This window comes from Marinomonas atlantica, from assembly GCF_001639725.1.
GTDB lineage: Bacteria > Pseudomonadota > Gammaproteobacteria > Pseudomonadales > Marinomonadaceae > Marinomonas > Marinomonas atlantica.
Genome location: NZ_LTAW01000005.1, coordinates 246,153 through 266,382 on the forward strand (window position 1 = coordinate 246,153; position 20,230 = coordinate 266,382).

The 20,230-nt window shown below is 42.2% G+C and carries 21 protein-coding genes; 8 read left to right on the forward strand and 13 right to left on the reverse strand.

Features of this window, described 5'->3' with window-relative positions; all coding sequences use genetic code 11:
• Window positions 1–6: 6 nt before the first annotated feature.
• Window positions 7–768, reverse strand: a complete 762-nt coding sequence (locus AYW75_RS10870; RefSeq protein ID WP_067099325.1) for a sulfite exporter TauE/SafE family protein — start codon at window positions 766–768, stop codon at window positions 7–9.
• 113 nt (window positions 769–881) lie between these two features.
• Here AYW75_RS10870 and cysB point away from each other — a divergent pair, with 113 nt between their 5' ends.
• The gene (gene cysB / locus AYW75_RS10875) at window positions 882–1,856 is read left to right on the forward strand and encodes an HTH-type transcriptional regulator CysB (protein ID WP_067099327.1); all 975 of its coding nucleotides are present in this window, start codon (window positions 882–884) and stop codon (window positions 1,854–1,856) included.
• Window positions 1,857–1,923: 67 nt separating this feature from the next.
• Here cysB and AYW75_RS10880 read toward each other — a convergent pair whose 3' ends face one another.
• Entirely contained in the window at window positions 1,924–2,721 is a 798-nt protein-coding gene (locus AYW75_RS10880) for an ATP-grasp domain-containing protein (protein ID WP_067099329.1), read from the reverse strand.
• A 215-nt stretch (window positions 2,722–2,936) separates the two neighbouring features.
• Between AYW75_RS10880 and AYW75_RS10885 the strand changes: the two genes are divergently transcribed.
• The 7 genes from AYW75_RS10885 to AYW75_RS10915 all read left to right on the forward strand — a co-directional run bounded on the left by AYW75_RS10885 (window position 2,937) and on the right by AYW75_RS10915 (window position 10,055).
• A complete protein-coding gene (locus AYW75_RS10885; protein WP_067099330.1) occupies window positions 2,937–3,605 on the forward strand; it encodes a response regulator in 669 nt (222 codons plus the stop codon).
• 2 nt (window positions 3,606–3,607) lie between these two features.
• On the forward strand, window positions 3,608–5,002 hold the full coding sequence (locus tag AYW75_RS10890) for an ATP-binding protein (RefSeq protein WP_067099332.1): 1,395 nt from the start codon (window positions 3,608–3,610) through the stop codon (window positions 5,000–5,002).
• A gap of 77 nt (window positions 5,003–5,079) precedes the next feature.
• The gene (locus AYW75_RS10895; RefSeq protein WP_067099334.1) at window positions 5,080–5,793 is read left to right on the forward strand and encodes a ZIP family metal transporter; all 714 of its coding nucleotides are present in this window, start codon (window positions 5,080–5,082) and stop codon (window positions 5,791–5,793) included.
• A 71-nt stretch (window positions 5,794–5,864) separates the two neighbouring features.
• On the forward strand, window positions 5,865–7,037 hold the full coding sequence (locus tag AYW75_RS10900) for a benzoate/H(+) symporter BenE family transporter (RefSeq protein WP_067099336.1): 1,173 nt from the start codon (window positions 5,865–5,867) through the stop codon (window positions 7,035–7,037).
• A gap of 5 nt (window positions 7,038–7,042) precedes the next feature.
• Window positions 7,043–7,666 carry a GntR family transcriptional regulator gene (locus AYW75_RS10905; protein ID WP_067099338.1) on the forward strand — a complete coding sequence of 208 codons (624 nt, stop codon included), beginning with the start codon at window positions 7,043–7,045 and terminating at the stop codon, window positions 7,664–7,666.
• 24 nt (window positions 7,667–7,690) lie between these two features.
• Window positions 7,691–9,361, forward strand: a complete 1,671-nt coding sequence (locus AYW75_RS10910) for a response regulator (protein ID WP_067099339.1) — start codon at window positions 7,691–7,693, stop codon at window positions 9,359–9,361.
• Between the two features lie 10 nt (window positions 9,362–9,371).
• Window positions 9,372–10,055, forward strand: a complete 684-nt coding sequence (locus tag AYW75_RS10915; protein WP_067099341.1) for an ATP-binding protein — start codon at window positions 9,372–9,374, stop codon at window positions 10,053–10,055.
• Window positions 10,056–10,081: 26 nt separating this feature from the next.
• On the opposite strand, the gene AYW75_RS10920 is transcribed toward AYW75_RS10915, so the two are convergent.
• From AYW75_RS10920 to AYW75_RS10970, 11 genes are all read right to left on the reverse strand, one after another.
• Window positions 10,082–10,741, reverse strand: coding sequence for a sensor histidine kinase (locus AYW75_RS10920; protein ID WP_067099343.1), 660 nt, complete (start codon window positions 10,739–10,741; stop codon window positions 10,082–10,084).
• 12 nt (window positions 10,742–10,753) lie between these two features.
• Window positions 10,754–11,965 (reverse strand): response regulator, encoded by a 1,212-nt coding sequence (locus AYW75_RS10925; protein WP_067099344.1) that lies wholly within the window; start codon window positions 11,963–11,965, stop codon window positions 10,754–10,756.
• A 22-nt stretch (window positions 11,966–11,987) separates the two neighbouring features.
• Complete coding sequence (yacG, locus tag AYW75_RS10930; RefSeq protein ID WP_067099346.1) at window positions 11,988–12,203, reverse strand: DNA gyrase inhibitor YacG; 216 nt, start codon at window positions 12,201–12,203, stop codon at window positions 11,988–11,990.
• Window positions 12,203–12,808, reverse strand: a complete 606-nt coding sequence (gene coaE, locus AYW75_RS10935; protein WP_067099347.1) for a dephospho-CoA kinase — start codon at window positions 12,806–12,808, stop codon at window positions 12,203–12,205. Before coaE ends, yacG begins: the two co-directional genes overlap by 1 nt.
• Complete coding sequence (locus AYW75_RS10940; protein ID WP_197478944.1) at window positions 12,805–13,605, reverse strand: prepilin peptidase; 801 nt, start codon at window positions 13,603–13,605, stop codon at window positions 12,805–12,807. The genes coaE and AYW75_RS10940 overlap by 4 nt, the downstream gene beginning before the upstream one ends.
• Entirely contained in the window at window positions 13,595–14,653 is a 1,059-nt protein-coding gene (locus AYW75_RS10945) for a type II secretion system F family protein (protein ID WP_156490845.1), read from the reverse strand. Before AYW75_RS10945 ends, AYW75_RS10940 begins: the two co-directional genes overlap by 11 nt.
• Complete coding sequence (locus tag AYW75_RS10950; RefSeq protein ID WP_067099353.1) at window positions 14,623–15,552, reverse strand: GspE/PulE family protein; 930 nt, start codon at window positions 15,550–15,552, stop codon at window positions 14,623–14,625. The genes AYW75_RS10945 and AYW75_RS10950 overlap by 31 nt, the downstream gene beginning before the upstream one ends.
• A 9-nt stretch (window positions 15,553–15,561) precedes the next feature.
• Window positions 15,562–16,011 carry a pilin gene (locus AYW75_RS10955; RefSeq protein ID WP_067099354.1) on the reverse strand — a complete coding sequence of 150 codons (450 nt, stop codon included), beginning with the start codon at window positions 16,009–16,011 and terminating at the stop codon, window positions 15,562–15,564.
• A gap of 67 nt (window positions 16,012–16,078) precedes the next feature.
• Window positions 16,079–16,831 carry a putative metalloprotease CJM1_0395 family protein gene (locus tag AYW75_RS10960; protein ID WP_082856501.1) on the reverse strand — a complete coding sequence of 251 codons (753 nt, stop codon included), beginning with the start codon at window positions 16,829–16,831 and terminating at the stop codon, window positions 16,079–16,081.
• 78 nt (window positions 16,832–16,909) lie between these two features.
• Complete coding sequence (pta, locus tag AYW75_RS10965; protein WP_067099358.1) at window positions 16,910–19,006, reverse strand: phosphate acetyltransferase; 2,097 nt, start codon at window positions 19,004–19,006, stop codon at window positions 16,910–16,912.
• A 22-nt stretch (window positions 19,007–19,028) separates the two neighbouring features.
• Entirely contained in the window at window positions 19,029–20,228 is a 1,200-nt protein-coding gene (locus tag AYW75_RS10970; protein ID WP_067099360.1) for an acetate/propionate family kinase, read from the reverse strand.
• Window positions 20,229–20,230: the final 2 nt, after the last annotated feature.

Consider the following 20,230-nt stretch of genomic DNA (forward strand, 5'->3'; position numbering starts at 1 on the left):
TGTTTGTTAAAAGAACAAATACTTCACGCCAAAGCTAGCCAGTGCTGTCGCTAGTATGGGTTGCAAGACCTTGTTGGGGACGAATGACGCGGCCTTGGTGCCAATGTAAATGGCGGGTATTGAACCTATTAAAAGCCCTGCTAATAAATTGTAGTCGACATTACCAAGTAATACGTGTCCGAGGCCTGCCACTAACGTTAGTGGTACGGCATGTGCCAAATCGGTCCCTACCACATTACGAGCTTGCATTGCAGGAAACAGTAACATCATCATGGCGGTACCTAATGCGCCTGCACCGACAGACGTAAGCGTTACAAACACTCCTAGTACTAAGCCGCAAATAAAAATAGCAACTGTACCGTCTTTTTCAGTCATGTTGGGTTTAAATAGCCCACTTAAACGTTTTCGGAATATGATGACGGCTGCAGTAATGATTAGCATGACACCTAACGTGCTGGTCAAAAGGTGTTGATAATGCTCGGGATGCTCGAAGTTAGATAAGGCCCAAACAGTTAGAAGAGAAGCAGGTAAGCTTCCGGCCGCCATAGCGCCCATAATACGCCAATTCACATTGCCGCGTTTGGCATGCATGACAACCCCTGTGCATTTCGCGATACCCGCATACAATAGGTCAGTGCCAATTGCTATGTGTGGAGGAAAGCCAAACATGAGAAGAAGAGGAGTCATTAATGATCCGCCACCAACACCAGTAATACCAACTGCTAAGCCAACGCCAACGCCGGCCAATATGTACCAAATGAAATCCATCGTTTTCTATCTTTGTCAGATTTAGTGTTGGCAACCATAGAGCTTTTTTACTATTCTATAAAGTAATATTTTTTCATGTTTTTAACTCTTTTTAGAATAAGGATAATCGGCGAATGAAGCTACAGCAGCTAAGGTACATTTGGGAAGTCGCTCGACATGACTTGAACGTCTCCGCTACAGCTCAAAGTCTTTTTACTTCTCAGCCTGGCGTGAGTAAGCAAATTCGCTTATTAGAAGACGAATTAGGCATTGAGGTGTTTGCTCGCAGTGGCAAGCATTTAACACATGTTACGCCCGCGGGTGAGCGTATTATAGCGTTGGCAGGTGAGATTCTTAATCAAACGCAGAACATAAAAAAAGTAGCAAAAGAATTCAGTGATGAGCGTAAAGGTTCCCTTGATATAGCAACCACGCATACTCAAGCTCGTTATGCTTTACCTAAAGTCATTCATGATTTTATTGATGGCTACCCTGATGTAACACTGCACATGCATCAAGGTACACCAATGCAAATTGCCGAAATGGCAAATGATGGTGTCGTGGATTTTGCAATTGCGACAGAAGCCTTAGAGATGTTTGGCAATCTTGTGATGCTGCCTTGTTATACTTGGAATAGATCTGTGGTGGTACCTAAAGATCATCCTTTAGCAAACGTTGAAAAGCTAACGCTTCAGGCTTTAGCTGAGCATCCTATTGTCACGTATGTCTTCGGTTTTACGGGGCGCTCTCAGCTTGATGACGCTTTTCAATCAGCTGAACTCGAACCTAATGTTGTTTTTACGGCGGCTGACTCTGATGTCATCAAGACCTATGTTCGCTTGGGATTGGGTGTCGGTATCGTGGCAACGATGGCATACGATGAAGCTGCTGATAGTGATCTAGTAGCATTAGATGCGTCGCATTTGTTTGCCGATAGCACGACTAAAATTGGTATCCGAAATAACACCTTTATTCGTGGCTATATGTATAAGTTCATTCAGTCGTTTGCGCCGCATTTAACTCAGGATCTTGTGATACAGGCAATGGAGGCGCCAACGCGTCAAGATGTCGAAGTGCTTTTTGAGCATATAGAATTACCGCGTTACTAAATGGTAAATTAATCAAATACTTTTAAAAAAGAGAGCCTAGGCTCTCTTTTTAGTTATGGCGGGCAGGCTAAACAGCTTGGTCTGTGGTGATGACTGTCGGAAGGATATTCGAATGCAAATACTCCATAATTCCAGTATCCACGCTTTTTTGTAAGTCTTTTACACCTTGGTTGCCAAACATGCGGTTGTATTCGATCAGGTAAGGAGTAGCGCCGACCATGGCAACATCAAATCCACCGTGATCAATTCCTAAAGTACTGGCAACATACTCTACAAGCTCTAGTGCTTCTTTTGGAATCAGTGCAACTTCGACTTTACCTCCTTGGCTAATATTATTGTAAAACCCTTGCTCGGCCTGTAACCGCCAATATCCAGCAACAACTTTATTGCCAACCCATACGATACGTAAATCACGGTCAATGGGAAGATATTCCTGAGCATAAATAACCGAAGATTTTTCGGTGTATTCTCGCCATTGGATAGGGTTGTCGATTAAAAACACGCCATTTCCCATACTGCTTCGGGGGATTTTTGCCACAAACGGTGTTGGCATAATGTCCCATATACGATCGGCTTCGTAGGGGGTGTTCGAAACAATTTCTGTATATGGGTGATTCATGGGAATGATCGCCATAAATGTCCGTGTCATTTCTATTTTGTCATGACCTATCATGTAAGAAGACAAACTTGGGAAAATTTGTTTTTTAAGGCCATGAACAAGCGCATTTAATTGCCAATACTCTGGAAAGAGAATCCAGTCGGCTGCACGAATGGCATCAAGATGCGCATACATGTTTTCAGGCTTAATGTAGTGGACATTAGGAAGGTGAAGTGACCTAAGTGCGTCAAAAGAAATAATTTTCAATTTAGCCAACCTGCGAGTTAAGAGGACGCGATAGTAAGACCAATTAGATAAATCTCAAAGTCTTATTTTTGATTGTTTTGTCAGAGACGACTCGGGACATTGAAGTGCCATAATAAAACAGAAATGCGCTTACAAAACCAGTGTTAAGGCATACTTAAGAATAGTAATGTAGCGTTAAAAGTATTAAATATTGAATACGTTAAGGCAGTCGTAGCATGAGAATATTAGTGGTTGAAGATGATACGTCATTGGGTGATGGGCTTTGTGTGGCTTTAAAAAGGGAAGGGTTTACAGCGGATTGGCTGACGGATGGCTTGCAAGCCATGCAGGCGATTGAGCAAGAAACCTTTGACTTGGTGATTCTTGACCTTGGTTTACCGAGAATGGATGGTATGTCGATTCTAACCAAAATCCGTGAAAAAGCCATCGTCGTTCCTGTTTTGGTGTTAACGGCACGTGATGGCATTGATGATCGAGTGGGTGGCCTTGATGCGGGCGCAGACGATTATGTCGTAAAACCCTTCGATCTAGTCGAAATAATGGCTCGAATTCGTGCGATTGTACGGCGTTCAAAAGGCAGGGCTGTTTCCTTAATTACACATAATGACATTGAACTTTCACCTGATAGCATGCAAGTGACGTATCAAGGAAAGGGCGTCACACTGACTCGTAGAGAATATGTATTACTGTCTGAACTGCTTTCTAGGCCAGGTCATGTCTTTACCCGTGATGCATTAGTTCAGTCTCTCTATGGTTGGGGGGAAGAGGTAGAAAGTAATGCCTTAGAAGTTCATATCCATCACTTACGTAAAAAATTCTATTCTGAACTGATACGCACTATTCGTGGTGTCGGGTATGTAATAGAAAAACCAGTTGGAGACTAGGCTTGCTTCAGAATAAGTTACCTAACTCGATTAAAAAAAGAACCCTAGTATTGGTTATGTCAGTGTTTGCTTTCACCAGTATTTTGTTGGGTATTGTGGGGGTGATTGCCGCTAATCATGAAGTTGAGGAGTTATTTGATGCGCGATTAGCACAACAGGCACGTTTATTGTTACATCTTACCAATGATGACATTAACGCGGGAAAAGACGCCCCGACGTTCGTTTATCCAAGTGTCATTAGTGACTTTGAGCAGTATGACGTTTCAGAGGCAGGCCATACTTATGAAAGTAAGGTGCATTTCAGCATATGGCGAAATGGAAAAGTGGTTGTAGCGTCAGACAGTCTCTCTATTAAGCCAGAGGTTGATGATGGAAATGGCTTTGGTTATGCCGATAATGGCGCATTTGAGTGGCGTACATTTGAATTGAAAGCGAGACTAAATGGGGGTGAAAACTCACGTATTGTTGTGGCTGAACGATCTGATGTGCGTGATGAAATGGTGACAGAAATAGTGCTTAATTCAGTGTTACCAGAATTAATTGGTTGGCCTCTGATCGCTATTTTTGTGTGGATGGCTGTAGGTGTCGGCTTAGAGCCTTTAAAGCAGCTTACTTCAAGAATTAATCGAATTGAGCCATCAAAATTAAGGCCTGTGAGCGTTGACAATGTGCCAAAAGAACTGGTTCCAGTACAGCAGTCTATTAATAGCTTATTAGCTTCAATTGATGACTTGATGGCGCGTGAAAAACGATGGATTGCAGATGCTGCTCATGAATTAAGAACGCCATTGGCTGTATTAAATCTCCATGCTCAAAATGCCGAATCCGCTGTCACATATGAAGAGCGTAAAAAAGCGCTTGAGCAAATGCGCTACGGTGTGGAGCGAAGTACGCGTATTGTCGCTCAGTTACTTTCCTATGCTCGAGTAGAAAGTCAGCTTTTACGGACGGATTATAGTGCATTAGATGTGTTGAAGCTGACACGTAGGGTTGTTGCTGATTTGTATCCAATGGTATTTCAAAAGAACATTACTATTGAAATTGATGAGTCGCAGGACGGTTTAACGCTTCCAATAGAAGAAAGTCATCTTGAAATTATTCTTCAAAACCTGATTTCTAATGCGGTTAAGTTTACACCAGAGCAAGGATTCATAAACATTAATTGGCAGCTTGAAGATAACTTTGTCATTTTGTCATTTAAGGATACTGGGCAAGGCATTGAAGAATCTGAACTAGAGCGCCTAACGGAGCGCTTTTATCGTGGTAGTGATCAGTCTGGTGCTGGCCTTGGATTATCGATTGTCGCAACTATCGCTAATCATTATCATGCAAAATTATTATTTTATAGCAATAAGCCCAGTGGTCTAGGCGTTCAAATTCGCTTTCCTAGGCAGTAAGTCATTCGGTAAACTCAATTTAATTATGTAATTCAAACACCGCTAAGCGGTGTTTTTTTATGGCGACAGGAGTCTCTATGCCGGTATGGGCAAACATTTTAGTGTTAACTTTTATGGCTGGTTCCGCCATTCCTTTAGGTGGATTATTGGCAACCGTGGACTCCATCCGCCCCAACTGGCTAGATGAAGAGCTACGCCACAGTATTACGGCGTTTGGCGGTGGTGCTCTTTTATCGGCCATTGCACTGGTTTTAGTGCCTGAGGGCATTGAGTCATTCTCTGTAATCATCAGTACGTTATTGTTTTTAGCAGGTGGTTTGCTCTTTATGTGGGTCGATATTTGGCTTTACCGACATAACACATCTGGTGGGCAATTGGTTGCTATGGTCTCAGATTTTATTCCAGAGTCTATTGCATTAGGCGCTTCTTTAGCGCTCGGTAAAGGGTCCTCATTGTTACTTGCTTGTTTGATTGCAATGCAGAACCTCCCAGAAGGGTTTAATGCATTTCGTGAGTTGAGAGAATCAGGCCAGTATAGTTGCCGAAAAATACTTTTGTTGTTTGTCATGCTAGCACTTACTGGACCCATTGCGGGTCTAGCGGCTTACTACTGGCTATCTAATTATGAGTCAATTATCTCTGGTATTATGTTGGTTGCTGCAGGTGGGATCTTGTATGCGGTTTTTCAAGACATTGCACCTCAGGTGCGTTTAGAAAAACACTGGGCACCACCGTTAGGAGCTGTGCTCGGTTTTGTACTAGGTTTAGTCGGATATATGTCACTCCACTAAAACGATACAAAAATAAAAATGTATACAAAAAAATAATCTGATATGCTTGCTTTTCTTAAAGGGAGTAATTCATGAGAGACGTATTTTCAGACATTAGCTTGGGTGCTGTTGTAGCCGGTTTTGTAGCCGTTTTAATAGGGTTTGCCAGCTCAGTGGCAATTGTGTTTCAGGCAGCTGATGCTGCAGGTGCGACAGAAGCAATGAAAGTTTCTTGGATTATGGCCCTAGGTATTGGCATGGGGGGGACCTGCTTCTTTCTATCTTTATGGTACAAAGCGCCCGTTATTACAGCATGGTCTACTCCTGGTGCTGCACTGCTGGCTACAAGTTTAAACGGTGCAACTTACGCTGAGTCTATCGCTGTATTTATCTTTGCTGGTGCGCTTGCGTTGATATTAGGTTTGTCTGGCTTATTTGATCGGTTAATGCGTTGGATTCCGTTACCCATTGCATGTGCAATGCTTGTGGGTGTTCTGTTTAACTTTGGTGTTGAAATTTTTACATCACTGGAAGCCAGCCCTGTTGTTGTATTGGTGATGTTACTGGCATACCTTATTAGCAAGTTAATCTTGCCTCGCTATGCGGTTATCGTTGTTTTAATGGCCGGCGTGATCATGGTTTTACTTCAACCTCATGCAAATTTTGCCGAAATCCCGTTATCAATAGGTTCACTGGAATGGGTGACACCCAAATGGAATACCTCCTTAATTTTAGGGGTAGGGGTGCCACTGTTCATTGTTACTTTAACGTCTCAAAATATTCCAGGTGTGGCGGTAATGCGCGCTAGCAATTATGAAACACCGGTCTCAAATATCATCTCTTGGACTGGTTTGAGCACTGTTCTATTAGCTCCATTTGGAGGTTTCGCATTTAATTTGGCGGCTATTACCGCAGCAATTTGCAGTGGAGATGAATGCCATAGGGACCCTTCGAAGCGTTATATTGCTGGCTTGTCAGCTGGGGTGTTTTACACCATTGCCGGCTTTGCTGGTGCTACCGTAGTAGGATTGTTTTCTGTTTTTCCCACCACCATGATTGCGGCTTTAGCAGGGATTGCTTTGTTAGGTACAATTGGAGGTAACTTAAAAGCTGCATTTGATGATGAGCAATACCGAGAGCCTGCGCTAATTACTTTCTTAACGACAGTGTCAGGTGTCTCTTTTTTTGGTGTTGCGTCTGCATTTTGGGGAATTTGCTTTGGTTTGTTGGTGTTAATGATTCAGAAAATGAAAAAAGAGCTGTAAAACATATGCTTGAGTTATTAGACCAACTGAAAGCAGATATAATTAATGGTCGGTTGGATCGTGGTTGTCCATTACGTCAACAAGAGCTTTCAAAGCGTTATGGCGTCAGTCGTATTCCTATTAGGGATGCGATATCAGTATTACGTAATCAAGGTTGGTTGGTCGCGCATGGTAAAGCAGGGGTGATGGTTCCTGAATTAAATTGGAAGGAAGCAGAAGATTTGTATCAAATGCGCTCTTTACTTGAGTGCCAGCTATTAGGGTATTCTTTCCCTAATATTACCTACGAGTCATTAGGTAAAGCCCGAGACATCAATCTACGCTTAAATGCTTGTGATCTTTCAATGCTAGAGAGAGGCCGTTTAAATTGGGAATTGCATGCTACGCTTTATGAAGTTGCGAATAGGCCTACGCTTTTCAATATGGTAGCTATACTGAACGAGCAAGTTAGACGATATATGGGGTTTCAATATGGGCCTTTACAATATCGTAATACCAGTCAAAATGAACATGAAGAATTGCTGGATTTGTTGGCTCAAGGTCAATCAGACCAAGCAATCAAATTGCTTCGTCAACATATTGAAGTGGCGGGACAGCAATTGGTTGAGTATCTAAAAGCAACCAGTTAAACGTATTATCAAGGATTTAGTTTAGTGGACAGAGCTCTCTTTCAAAATAAAGCCGCTCAAAATTCCTCTGTATATAGTGGGTTGCAGGCGTTGGTTGCTGATGAATTTGAGAATTCACGTGTTTCCATTCGTCAGATGCTTCAGGGGCTAGGTATTCAGCATGTCGATCAAACATCAAGTGGTAAAGGTATTATTGATTCATGTCGATCCCGACATTATGACATTATCCTTTGTGACTTTCGCTTAACAGGTAATAAAAACGGTCAACAAGTACTGGAAGAGTTACGTCAGTTGTCGCTTTTAAAACCAACAAATATTTTTATCATTGTGTCTGCTGAAACTAGCCGAGATGTGGTGATGGGAATTATGGAGTCTCAGCCAGACGAATATCTTTCAAAGCCTTTTACCCAAGCAGTTTTGGCTCGACGATTGGAAAGACAGTTTCATCAGTCTCAAGCGTTATCCAAAATGAAAGGGCTTTTGTCGAAGAAGCAATATGTTGAATTAATTCCTGAATGCGTTAATCATATTAATCAAGAGGGGCGATATTCCCCATGGTGTAAACGTACTCTGGTTGATGCCTACTTAGAGACTGGTAAGTTTTCTATGCTTGAGAATCTCTGTCAGACTGAGCTGGCTGTTCGTGATTTAGATTGGGCGCTCCTTGGTCTGGCAAAAATGGAAGCAAAAAAAAACAATCCTCAAGCCGCTATAGCAATGCTTGAAAAGCTCTTAAGGCTCTTTCCGCAAACAATAAGTGCTTACGATTTGTTGGCTGAATGCCTTGAAAAATCAGGACGGTTGGATGAGGCTCAGTCAATATTAAGTGATGCAATCAAAATCTCACCGCGTATTCACAAACGTCAAAAACACATGGCCAATGTGAGTATGGCAAATGGCGATCCACAGGCCGCTTTAAAAGCCAGTCAGCAAACAGTACGTTTGGGTATTAATTCTATCCATGAAAATCCTGATGATTATATCCAATTAATTGATATTGTTTCAGAATCCGCAGATTCAGTTGAAAGTAGTGTTGATCGCAAACGACTATTAAGTGAAGCCAGTCAAGCTCTGACTGTTATTAGTAAGCGCTTCGCCAATGACGATACAGTTAAATTTCGTAAAAGCTTGGCAGAAAGTCGGTTTCTTGCTTCACAAGGCCAGCAGCGTGAGGCTGAGAAAGCCTTGGAGTCTGCTAAGCAAATAGCCTCAGAATTAGTCGATGGTTTGCCTCAGGACCTTGTAGTCGAATATGGAAAGACGCTTTACGGAGCAGGCGAACATGAACAAGCTGAAATAATGCTGGCTTCTCTGGTGGATGATCAAACAATCAGCGATGATTTGAAGCAGCAAGCAGCAGATTTTTTAGATGAGCCTGTGAGCTCTTCTGCAAAAGCTAAAGCAAAAGAGCTGAATAAAGAGGGGTTAAGTTGCTACTCTAAGAAAGATTATGTGGTTGCCATTAAAGAGTTTAAAACTGCATTAGAGTATTCACCCCGTCACCCAGGTCTGAATCTTAATCTCGTACAGACTTGTTTGAAACTCATGGAAACCAATGGAAAAGAGTCCCACATGCTGGCGGAGTGCACAGAAGCTTTGCAGCGTCTTAGGCATGTCACACCATCCCATAAACAGTATAAACGGTTAATAGCTCTAAAAGAGTACCTTACTAAACACTACAAAGTTGCGTTTTAGGAGATAGAGCATGTCCGAAAAAAATCAATTATCATTCAAAAAAGTGATTGGCGCATCCGTTAAAGATATGCGTAATTCTTTAGGTCAGGTCCAATACAAGCTTGATAATATGCTGGCTGAGAAAACTGATGCCAAGGAGCTTTCAGAGCTTTCTGATGCACAGTATGAAATGGTACGTATGCAAAATGTGATCAATCAATTACATGGTTTGTATTTGCTTGAAAGTGATACGTTAACGGTTCAAATGTTAGAAACGTATGTTCTTGAGCTTGTAGAAGATTCTTTAGCAGGGCTTGAAACATTGCTAAAGCATAAGCAAATAGAAGTGGAGTTGGATGCTGAAGATATCAGCTGGTATGTAGATCCTCATTTAATTGCCAATGTTTTGCAAATTATTTTACTGAACGCGATCCGCTACACTGAAAATAAAATTTCACTAGTGCTTAGTCAAAATGACGACGGATTACTGATTTCAGTAATCGACAATGGTAAGGGGTACCCTCAGTCTGTGCTTGATAGTTTTCAGTCGCTGGTTGCAGGTGAGTCTATTGCGAATGTTTCAAGTCAAAACACAAGTTGGCTGTACTGTGAAAAAGTAGCTTTGCTTCATAAGAATAATGAACTTAAAGGTTATACTCGATTAAGTAACGATCCTGATACTGGTGGTGGTCGAATTGACTTACTAATTCCTTAGTAAGAACCTCGCTATAGCGAGGTTTTTTATTGTGGCAAGTAAATTGCCAGTTTTGCGCCGCCTAAAGTTTCCGAGGATGCTTTAATGATATAGCCCTTGCGATCTTCTGAGTTGTGGGCTTGTGCAGACAGGTCAGCAAAATATAGGCCTAACCCCGTATTTTTTTGAAATAGAAGTTCATCTTCTTCCTCTGCTGTTTGCGCAAAACCTTTGCCATCGTCTTCGATCGCAATAACTAAGTAGCTATCTTCCATGTAAGCACTTATATGTATGCTCGACTGAGCAAATCTCAAGGCATTATAGACACCGGTGCTAACAACCGAGGTCATAAGTCGTTCATCAAATACAGCGGTTAATGATTCGTCAGTATTAAATTCTAATGATAGATTTTTTGCCGCAGCAGAGGGAGCAAGGGCGAATACCTGATCATCTAAAAACTCTTCTAGAGCGTGATAATCATAAAGAACTTCGTATCCATCTGAAGCGAGTCGGTATAAATATAAGTATTCAACCCATTCATCATTCAGTTGTTTCATGCCTTCTTCGATTTTACCCAAAGACTTCTGGCCACTCTTGTCTAGGTTGAGGCTTTTTAATGCCTCAAGTTGATACAAAATTGTGCCGAGATGATTTTTGCTTTCATGAATGGCGCTGGCTAGAATTGTACTGATATCGATTTTATCCATAGTTATGTTACCTTAAGCTTTTTTAAGGTGGTCAATGCGCTTTTTCGCGCTTGCACATGGAGCAGATGCTTGACCTGCTTCAATATCATGATTCCAAACTTCTTCAATTTGATTCATCGTTTTCTTGTCGCCGAGAGCGGAATACAATTCCATCTCAAGTAAATACGCCTCAGTACGAACTTCTGGTGACTTAAAGAAATTTTGGTGAACTTTGTTTAGCGTAGTTTGAAAGTTATCAATTTGTCGAGATGGGATATCACCTTCTCGGGCTAGAGCAACAATGGATGTCATATGTTGTATATACACATCGGCACCATTAAAACAAGAATGCTTCGCAAGAAAAACCGCTCGCCGAAATGACATCTCCGCCATTAGATTATCTTGAACTTCAAGGCTTAGCTTACCAAGTTCTATTTGTCGTAAAAGGTTTTTTGGTGACCGCCCAACAGCGTCCACTAAAATAGCCTGCGCTTCTTCATGTTCGCCTTTCTTGATTAGCGCTTTCGCAAGCCAGTCGTAAGCGCTAACAAAAAATTTATTGTCTAAAGTGAGTTGGCGAAATTTAGTTTCAGCTTTTTCAATATTGCCAAGAAAGTAGTGGCACTTTGCTTCACCAAAAGCAGCCCACGGCATACGTGACTCTTTTCGGCAGGTTCTAAATACGGTTAATGCCTCTTCGTAACGCTCTAAGCTAATTAGAGAGTCACCCACTATTCTGTTGCATCGACTTATTAATGCAGGGTGTTTTTCAGAAACAACTTTCGCTTCGTTTATTGCAGTTTCGTAATCATTCTGATCTAAGGCTTTGTTAACCTTTAAAAGCTGCTCTTTGTTTTCAAGGAGCTTTAACAGTCGTCGCTCCAACATAGCTTGAGAGAAAGGCTTCGTGATGTAGCCATCAGGGGCATACTCAATAGCACCCATGACCATTTCAGTCGATGTTTCAGCGGTTACCATCAAATAAGTAGAGGTGTTGGGGATAAGATGCGAGTGTCGAACTTCTTCAAGCAGCTGTTGACCATCTTTACCGTTCCCTAAGTTGTAATCAGATAGGATCACGTCATAAGGTCGACTGCGTAAGAGCTCAATTGCACTTTCAGCTTTCATTGCTATCTCAATAGATTTAAAGCCGAAATCATTTAGCATTTTTTTCTGCATGATTCGTGCTTCAGCCATGTCTTCTATCAGTAATGCTGTTTTATCTGAAAAGTTTGGCTTGCTCATCCCGGTTGAATCTCTCTGCTACTTATAAGAAGGACTTATTAGGGTTGGCAACAAGGTCTTCTGAAAAGATTTCATCTTCATCCGAGGTCTGTTGCGGAATTGTATAACTTTCGCTAGCCCATTCACCCAAATCTATCAGTTTGCATCGTGAACTACAAAAAGGGCGATCTTTATTTTCAGTTGACCAAGGTGATTTTTTGCCACACGTTGGGCATGCAATTAGTGTTTTCGTTTCCATTAAGTTCTTGTTAGTAGTGTCATTAATTTATTATGTAACATACCGACTTTAACACTCAAATCTGCGCTGTTACCAGTGTTTTCCAAGATAAAATCGACTCTACTACAACGGTCCTCGTTACTTAGTTGGCTATCTAAAATCCGCTCAACTTGAGCTTTGCTGTTGTGATCACGTGCAACAACCCTATCTAATTGTAGACTACGAGGAACATTCAGCGCGATGGTGTATTGGCAAAGGGTATGTTGAGATGTTTCAAAAAGTAGTGGATGAACCAAAAGCGCGTATGTACCCTTCAACGATTCAATGTGTTTTAACAGGCGTTCACGAATGGCTGGATGTGTAATTGACTCTAGCCAAGCTCGTTCGTTTGGATTTTTAAAAATGACATCTCGCAAAGCACTTCTATTTAAACGGCCATCACTCTGTAAAATGTGAGACCCGAAATGATCATGTATCTGCTTTAAGCAGTTCTCACCTGGCTCAACTACTTCTCTTGCTACGTTATCAGCATCGACAAACTCAATGCCTAGTTCAGCAAAAAGGAGTGCTGCTGTACTTTTTCCTGAGCCAATTCCACCAGTTAAGCCAATTAATGTTGTTTTCACAAAAAATATCCTAAATAAAAATAGCCAAGTGCCGCGGTAATTAAGTATGGGCCAAAAGGAATTTTGCTACTTAGTCTCTTTCTCATGACTAATGCGCCCATCAGTCCTAAGACAGAAGCAAGTAGCAGGATAGGAGTAAATGCTGAAAAACCGAGCCAATATACCAAAACGGCCAACAACTTAGCATCACCTAAACCAATGGCTTCTACGTTTCGTAACTTTAAAAAAATATACCGCAAAGAAAAAATAAAAAAGTAGGCAAATAAAGCTGCGCTAATGTTAGCTAATACTTCTAAATGTCCTCTCATTTGAAAAAGAAGGGTGGCACAGCAGAGAACAACAAAACTGCACTCGTCAGGTAGCCAATAATCTTCAGCATCTATGATCAAAGCACAGATCAATGCGCAGACTAATATCAAAGTGATGCCAAATTCCGTTGAGATTGGATACATCCAGTACAAAGGTAACAGTAATGCGGCCGACGACAATTCTATGATGGGGTAACGAAGTGAGATGCTCTGCTGGCAATGGCTGCAGCGCCCACGAAGTAATGCATAGCTAAGTAGTGGAATTAGATGGAGGCATTTAATTTTGCGGTTACATCTAGGACATAATGATCGACCTTGACTGAATTTCAAAGGGTCAGGTTCGTAGTAGGGGAGCTCAAGAAATTCGTGGGCTTCTTTTCTCCACTCTGCCGCAGCACGGTGTTGCCAGCGATATGTTAACGCGGACATTGTACTGCCTATGCAAAGAACCATTACGATATACAGCAATAAATTAATATCAAAAGCCAAAGGTATTAACATCCATTAAAGGGGCGTAAAGGGCAACGAGCGTATGGGTAACGAATACCGCAGCGATCACTATACCTAAGATTGGAAATGCTTGGGAGAGCCGTTTTAGAATTGATTCATTGCGATCTTTCCAATATCGAATCGCTTTTTCAATTGGTGTATAAAGATCGCCGCTACTTGCTAGCTGCTTTAGCTGTAGTAAATCGGTTTTCATAAACCAGCAGTGTGGTAGTGCTTCATCTGCTGCGGCTCCTGATCGAAGCAGCAACATGCACTTATAAAGCTGCAGTTGGTCTTTCCCACTGCATAGCCTCGAAATAGCATTTTGCAATGGTTCACCGCTTTTTAGTAAAGCCAGTAACATACTTAAAGTGTTGTACTTCCGAAAACTGGCGATATGTTTGCATAAAAAAGGATAAGCGTAACCAAATCCGACCCAGTAATAAAATACGAGTGTCATACATGTTATACCAGCCCAAACAGTTGATATCTGAATAATAGATTCGTGAGTTAATAGCTTATTGACCACAGCTAATATAAGTGCTGCTTGAATAATTGCCGCGGGGTAATTAAGTGACTTTAGAAGCTGTTGGCTTAGCTGGATTTGGTTCGTTAAAACCTGCCGACTAACAATAAGTGCGGCCAGTTTGCTCTCTTCCGTTCCTTCTTTGGGGATGTGGGCAGCAATCAATCGTATACTTTTAGGTAGAAAAAAGCTGAGAACTACAGAGACGCTTTCCCCCTGATGGAGCAAGCTTCTGATCGCAATAATCTGGTACTGCGATGTTGCGTTAAAGTTAGTGTGCTCTTGAGTTATTAAGGCGCTTTGAAGGTTGTGACCATTCTCACATAAGCGGATGACTTGATTTAGCCACTGGAGACAAGTCAGTGGTTTAAAGGGCCTAAGGTTGATTTCTTTGATCGCTTTAGGAGATGTTTGATTAACGACAGCAAATTCATAAGCCTCAGATTTATGCTGGAACGGTAAAATACATCGTTCAGAAATGAAGAACCATCTCATGGTGTTTTGCCCTCTAAGTGTTCCCATAAAGTTGGCTGCTCGATAAGTGTCTCGTAACAGGAGGGAAGTTGCTCATCCCACTGAGGTTTTAAGCAGTTAAAAATAGGCGTTTGTTGCTCATTTTTGTATTGCATAGACTGATGAATGACGAGTTTCAAAGTGCTAACCAAAGCAAAAAAATCTACATTCCAGTTTTTACAACGATGGACAATATTAAGGGCGCTATTGGTATGTAGTGTTGCCATAACAAGATGACCTGTTAAGGCTGCGGAAATAGCTAAGTCCGCTGTTTTCGCGTCTCGTATTTCTCCGACCATAATGACATCGGGATCTTGCCGCATAAATGCTTTCAGCAAATCATGCGTACTGATGTCTAAAGACGGATTAGGCTCAAATTGATATAAGGAAGCCATTGGTTGTTCAACTGGGTCTTCTATTGTGTAAATAGTGCGTGAACCATTATTTATATGACTAAGGCAGGAATATAGAGTGGTTGTTTTACCGGATCCTGTAGCACCGCATACTAATATTAAGCCATAGGGTTGGGTAAGGTTCTGTTTCAAGGCGCTTAAAGTGCGAGGGTTCATACCAAGAGTATCAATTGAGCGGTTGATAAATGGTGTTAGGATCCTAAGCGCGAACTTTTCACCATGTTCTGAGTTCATAATACTGACACGTATGCAGTATTCTTTGCTCTGGTAAAGGTGATTAAATTGACCTTCTTGAACACGCCTAGTTTCTGCAATATTTAATTCGGCTGCAATCTTGATCCTATTAGCAAGTGCAGCGCCATTAATGAATGGTTCCATTTCGCTCAATAGGCCAAAGCAGCGCCACCGGATGTAGGCGACGCTATCTTGTATTAATACATGCACGTCTGAAGCTTGTTTCTCAATAGACATAGACATTAAGTGATCTAAATTCATGGTTAGCCCCTAATCTTGAGAGAAGGCGTTACAGTGACTAGGAATCAAGCTATCTGCGAGTGTGGAGTCACATAACCATTGTCCAGTATTAGCGCGAGAAAAACGAATAAACTGGTTTTCTTGTATGGCAATATCGTCATTCAAGCTGATGGTTACCGTGCCTTGTAAATTATCGATTTTAGTCAGTGACACACTTTTAATCAGTTCATTTGAAGAATGATCAGGTTTGAATGTATTAAAAGTAGTTGCATCAGGAAATTTAGAATGGATCAGTAAGTATTCGTCTACATTGCTGGTGACAGTATTACCGTAGAGCTGAACATCCACTAAATTGGCTTTAGCGATATGCTTTTCAAAGGATGGGGCGGCAAACGAAGCCAAAATGGAAATGATCGCGATGACGACCATGAGCTCAATTAATGTAAACCCAGATTGATGAGAAAGCGTGTATTTCACCATAAGTTCCTCCATGAACAATAATGGTATTAGGCACCTACATCCTGTAAGTGTTTGTTAGTTTTAATATTTAAGCGACTAAGTCAATGTTTGATCCTGATGTAACAGTCTCCTTGGTGATATTATAAGCAGATGCAAGCGTAGATTGGCTCCGCATTGAAGTGTTGTTATCACGAGTGTCGACTTCTTCACCTTGTGCTTTTTTCGAAAGGTCAGCCATAGCTTCAGACATTTGTTGCTGGGCTTCATTGGCGACAGAGCGATCCGCACTTGATGGTTCTGCTGGTGCTAATGCAGCACGATATACTTGACGCATTTTTTCGATGGTAGCTTGTGGGTCATTTGCTATTGGACTTACGTCAATTGAAACTTCACCATCAGTAACATAGCGCTTCCCGTCAGGCCCTTGTTCATAGCTATAAGATGGGCTGCCAGCGTATTGACCACCCGTCGAGGCATGGGCTTGTTCATGAATACGGACTTCCTCGTCTCGTGCTTTCATGTCGTTAACTTCTTGCTGTTCTTCATCAGTCAACGTTGGCCCTGACTTTTCGTCAGAAGGTTTATCAGCGTCGTCAGAATCACTTTTTGATAGAGTTTTGTCATTCATCGACGACGGGGATTGCTCTTCTTGGTCTTTAGCAAATAGTGCTTGCGCATCTTCAGAAACATTCACTGTGTAGTCTGAATTTGCGCGGGTAAGAGAAGTGGATTCTTCTGGAGTATCAGAAGAAGTATTGGTCGCATAAGCACTGCCACTCGAGTTTGAGCGTTCTGTAGTGAAGCGTTGAGCTTCTACTGAGTGTTGAATGCTGCCAGACATAAATAAGACCATTTAAGTATTACTTTAAATTTACTCAAATGGTCCTATTTTGTCTAGATTCTGAACAATAAAATTCTATTAATTTTGTTTTTGGCCTGCTTGGATCGCGGTGATAGCAATAGTGTAGACAATGTCATCCACTAATGCGCCACGAGAAAGATCATTAACCGGTTTTCTAATCCCTTGTAGCATTGGCCCAATGCTAACTACCTCGGCGCTACGCTGAACCGCTTTGTAGGTGGTATTGCCAGTATTCAAGTCTGGGAATATGAAGACCGTCGCTTTACCAGCCACCTTACTATTAGGCGCTTTTTGATTAGCTACCTTTTCCATGATGGCAGCATCATATTGAAGAGGGCCATCAATCAAAATATCAGGGCGGCGCTCTTGTGCAATGCGAGTTGCTTCTCTTACTTTGTCAACATCGTTTCCAGAACCCGAACCTCCAGTACTATAACTTATCATTGCCACACGAGGCGTGATGCCAAACGCTTTGGCTGACATGGCGCTTTCGATGGCTATTTCGGCGAGCTGTTCAGCGCTTGGATCTGGGTTGATCGCGCAGTCACCATAGACAAGCACCTGGTCTGGTAAGCACATGAAGAAGACAGAGGAAACGAGGCTGGCGTCAGGAGATGTTTTGATCAATTGCAGTGAAGGACGAATTGTGTTTGCGGTAGTGTGCATTGCACCGGATACCAATCCATCTACATCATCTTGCTGTAACATCATGGTTCCAAGAACTACATTGTCTTCCAATTGCTCGCGAGCCACAATGTCAGTTAATCCTCTATGCTTACGGATAGCGACCATAGGCACTACGTATCGATCACGTATTGTATCTGGATCAATGATTTCAACACCAAAGTTAAGATCTATGCCATTGTTTTGAGCAATACGCTGAATCTCATCTGGGTTGCCTAGCAGCGTACAGCGTGCAATTCCGCGCTCAGCACAGATAGAGGCAGCTTGTATTGTGCGAATTTCTTCTCCTTCTGGCAAGATGATGCGTTTGTTCAATGCACGTGCTTGTTCGATTAGACGGTATCGGAAAGCAGGAGGAGAAAGTTTGCGCTCTTCGTCATTTAGCGCAAAAGTATTGATCCAGTCATGATCAATACAGCGCGCGATGTGTTCTTTTACTGTTAAAATACGGTCTTTATCATCCAAAGGGATTTCTTGATTAAAGGATTGCATCTTAATTGCTGTTTCCCAGCTGTTACTATCCACTGACAGTATTGGTAGCCCTTTTGCCATTGCTTTACCGCAAAGAGCCATTAGTGCATCACTTGGCTGATAGCCACCAGTGAGTACTAATGCAGCGATTTTTGTATCGTTTAAAGCTGCGATCGCCGTTGCCATAATCACATCGGTTCTGTCGCCAGGAGTAAAAACCAGAACACCTGGGCGAAGTGCTTCTAGCATATTTTCAACGCCACGAGCACACAAGGTGTATGAGTGAATACGACGAGACTCCATTTCACCAGCATTAATGATATTGGCAGTCAGAAAATCAGCGACATCTTTTACTCGAGGCAGTGTAAGTTCTTCCGACACCGGAATTTGACCCAGCAAACTAAAATTACGTTTGAAAATTGGGCGTTTGGCGAAAGAGTCACCGTAAGACTTCATACCCAAAGAGCCTGGCAGGGTTTTGTTAAGTATACATCCGATGACATCATCAGCTTTTATGCCACCATATGACCCTGCCGCAATTTCCACATGATGCTCAAGCTCTGTGACGCGCATTTCATTTGGTGCTGTAACCAAAACAATACCTGCATCAAGGGTTCGGGCAATAGCCTTATTTAGTCGTGTGGCGTACGGGTGTCCTGGGATCTGCGCCAACCCCTCAACAATGACGGTTGAATCAGGTTCAATGCTGGCTTGGAATCTGCCGACTACTTCTTCCATTAGCTCATCTATGGCATCGTTGTATAAATACCGCTCAGCTTCATAGAGAGGGATAGGGTCAGCGGGTCGTAATGAGGATCCTTGGGCGACCATTGCGGTGGAGCGATCAGGACCATTGTCGCCAGGGTGGGGTTGAGCAATGGGCTTAAAAAAACTGGCTTTCAATCCTTGTTGTTCTAAGGCCCGAACAAGACCGACAGATACGGAAGTGAGACCAACCCCAGGGCCTGTAGGTACAGTCATTAAAACATTAGTAGACATGAATACGTTTCCCTTTTCCGCATTATTTCGAGGCTGAACTCTCAATCAAAGACAGAGTATCTTGTGCAATGAGTAATTCTTCATTTGTGGGAATAACCCAAATATTAGTTTTACAGTGATTTTCACTTATCAATGAGACTTCGCCACGAGGACTGATCTGGTTTGCGTGTAAATCCAAATGTATCCCCATCATGGCTAGCCTCTGACAAATCTTTGCGCGTATAACTGGGGAGTTCTCACCTATCCCTCCCGTAAAAACGATATGATCAACAGATTCTAGATTTGTAGCGACGGAAGCCAGATGTTTAGCGGTTCTTGAGGCAAACATATTCAAAGCTAACTCGGCGCGATCATCTCCTGCCGCTTGAGCAGTCTCAATAGTACGGCAATCATTTGAAATTTCTGAAATGCCTTTTAAACCACTATCCTTATTCAAAATGTCCAATGCTTCTTTCATGGAAATTTTTTCAGCATCACTGATAAAAGCAAGTAAGCTAGGATCTAAGCTACCACTCCTAGTGCCCATCATGAGACCTTCTAATGGCGTAATGCCCATGCTCGTATCAACTGAATGACCCGCTTTTATGGCACACACACTGGCACCATTTCCCAAGTGCGCAACCAGTGTGTTCTGTAATGCGAAATCTGAGCCAAGGGTTGCAAGTTTTTGTGCTATGTAACGATAGCTAGTGCCATGAAAACCATATTTTCGGAAATGGTGTTCTCTATATAAGCGCATTGGTATTGGGTAAAGATACTGGTCAGCTTCTAATGTTTGGTGGAATGCGGTATCAAAAACAGCGACGTGAGGAATGTCACCAAACAGTGCTTGAGCTACTTCGATGCCTTTAACATGAGCTAAGTTGTGCAGAGGGGCAAAGCGAGCGCATTGCTCTATGCCACTTAATACCTCAGAATCAATGACCACAGAGTTACTAAAAGTTTCACCACCGTGAACCACTCTATGACCTACACCAACAATGTTTAGTGCTAAATCGGTATTAGAGTCGATCCAATGTTTTATGGCTGTAACTGCACCGCGATGGTCATGATCATGCAGTGCTTGCACTGTTTTATTGCCAGCATACTTAAATGATATGGCACTATGCTCTGACCCTAAACGTTCGGCAATACCTTCTAAAATAGGCGGGTTATCAGTACCGTCCATTATGGCGAATTTTAGAGAGGAACTGCCGCAATTGACGACTAATATCTGCTGCATAT

Excerpts from the sequence above, each read along its gene's own strand:
- AYW75_RS10970 (WP_067099360.1), bottom strand. The coding sequence starts at position 20,228 with ATGCAGCAGATATTAGTCGTCAATTGCGGCAGTTCCTCTCTAAAATTC.
- AYW75_RS10955 (WP_067099354.1), bottom strand. The coding sequence starts at position 16,011 with ATGGTGAAATACACGCTTTCTCATCAATCTGGGTTTACATTAATTGAG.
- AYW75_RS10925 (WP_067099344.1), bottom strand. The coding sequence starts at position 11,965 with ATGAGCAAGCCAAACTTTTCAGATAAAACAGCATTACTGATAGAAGAC.
- AYW75_RS10945 (WP_156490845.1), bottom strand. The coding sequence starts at position 14,653 with ATGGGAACACTTAGAGGGCAAAACACCATGAGATGGTTCTTCATTTCT.
- AYW75_RS10920 (WP_067099343.1), bottom strand. The coding sequence starts at position 10,741 with ATGGATAAAATCGATATCAGTACAATTCTAGCCAGCGCCATTCATGAA.
- pta (WP_067099358.1), bottom strand. The coding sequence starts at position 19,006 with ATGTCTACTAATGTTTTAATGACTGTACCTACAGGCCCTGGGGTTGGT.
- AYW75_RS10895 (WP_067099334.1), top strand. The coding sequence starts at position 5,080 with ATGCCGGTATGGGCAAACATTTTAGTGTTAACTTTTATGGCTGGTTCC.
- AYW75_RS10905 (WP_067099338.1), top strand. The coding sequence starts at position 7,043 with ATGCTTGAGTTATTAGACCAACTGAAAGCAGATATAATTAATGGTCGG.
- AYW75_RS10870 (WP_067099325.1), bottom strand. The coding sequence starts at position 768 with ATGGATTTCATTTGGTACATATTGGCCGGCGTTGGCGTTGGCTTAGCA.
- AYW75_RS10915 (WP_067099341.1), top strand. The coding sequence starts at position 9,372 with ATGTCCGAAAAAAATCAATTATCATTCAAAAAAGTGATTGGCGCATCC.
- AYW75_RS10960 (WP_082856501.1), bottom strand. The coding sequence starts at position 16,831 with ATGTCTGGCAGCATTCAACACTCAGTAGAAGCTCAACGCTTCACTACA.
- AYW75_RS10900 (WP_067099336.1), top strand. The coding sequence starts at position 5,865 with ATGAGAGACGTATTTTCAGACATTAGCTTGGGTGCTGTTGTAGCCGGT.
- AYW75_RS10950 (WP_067099353.1), bottom strand. The coding sequence starts at position 15,552 with ATGAATTTAGATCACTTAATGTCTATGTCTATTGAGAAACAAGCTTCA.
- yacG (WP_067099346.1), bottom strand. The coding sequence starts at position 12,203 with ATGGAAACGAAAACACTAATTGCATGCCCAACGTGTGGCAAAAAATCA.
- cysB (WP_067099327.1), top strand. The coding sequence starts at position 882 with ATGAAGCTACAGCAGCTAAGGTACATTTGGGAAGTCGCTCGACATGAC.
- AYW75_RS10885 (WP_067099330.1), top strand. The coding sequence starts at position 2,937 with ATGAGAATATTAGTGGTTGAAGATGATACGTCATTGGGTGATGGGCTT.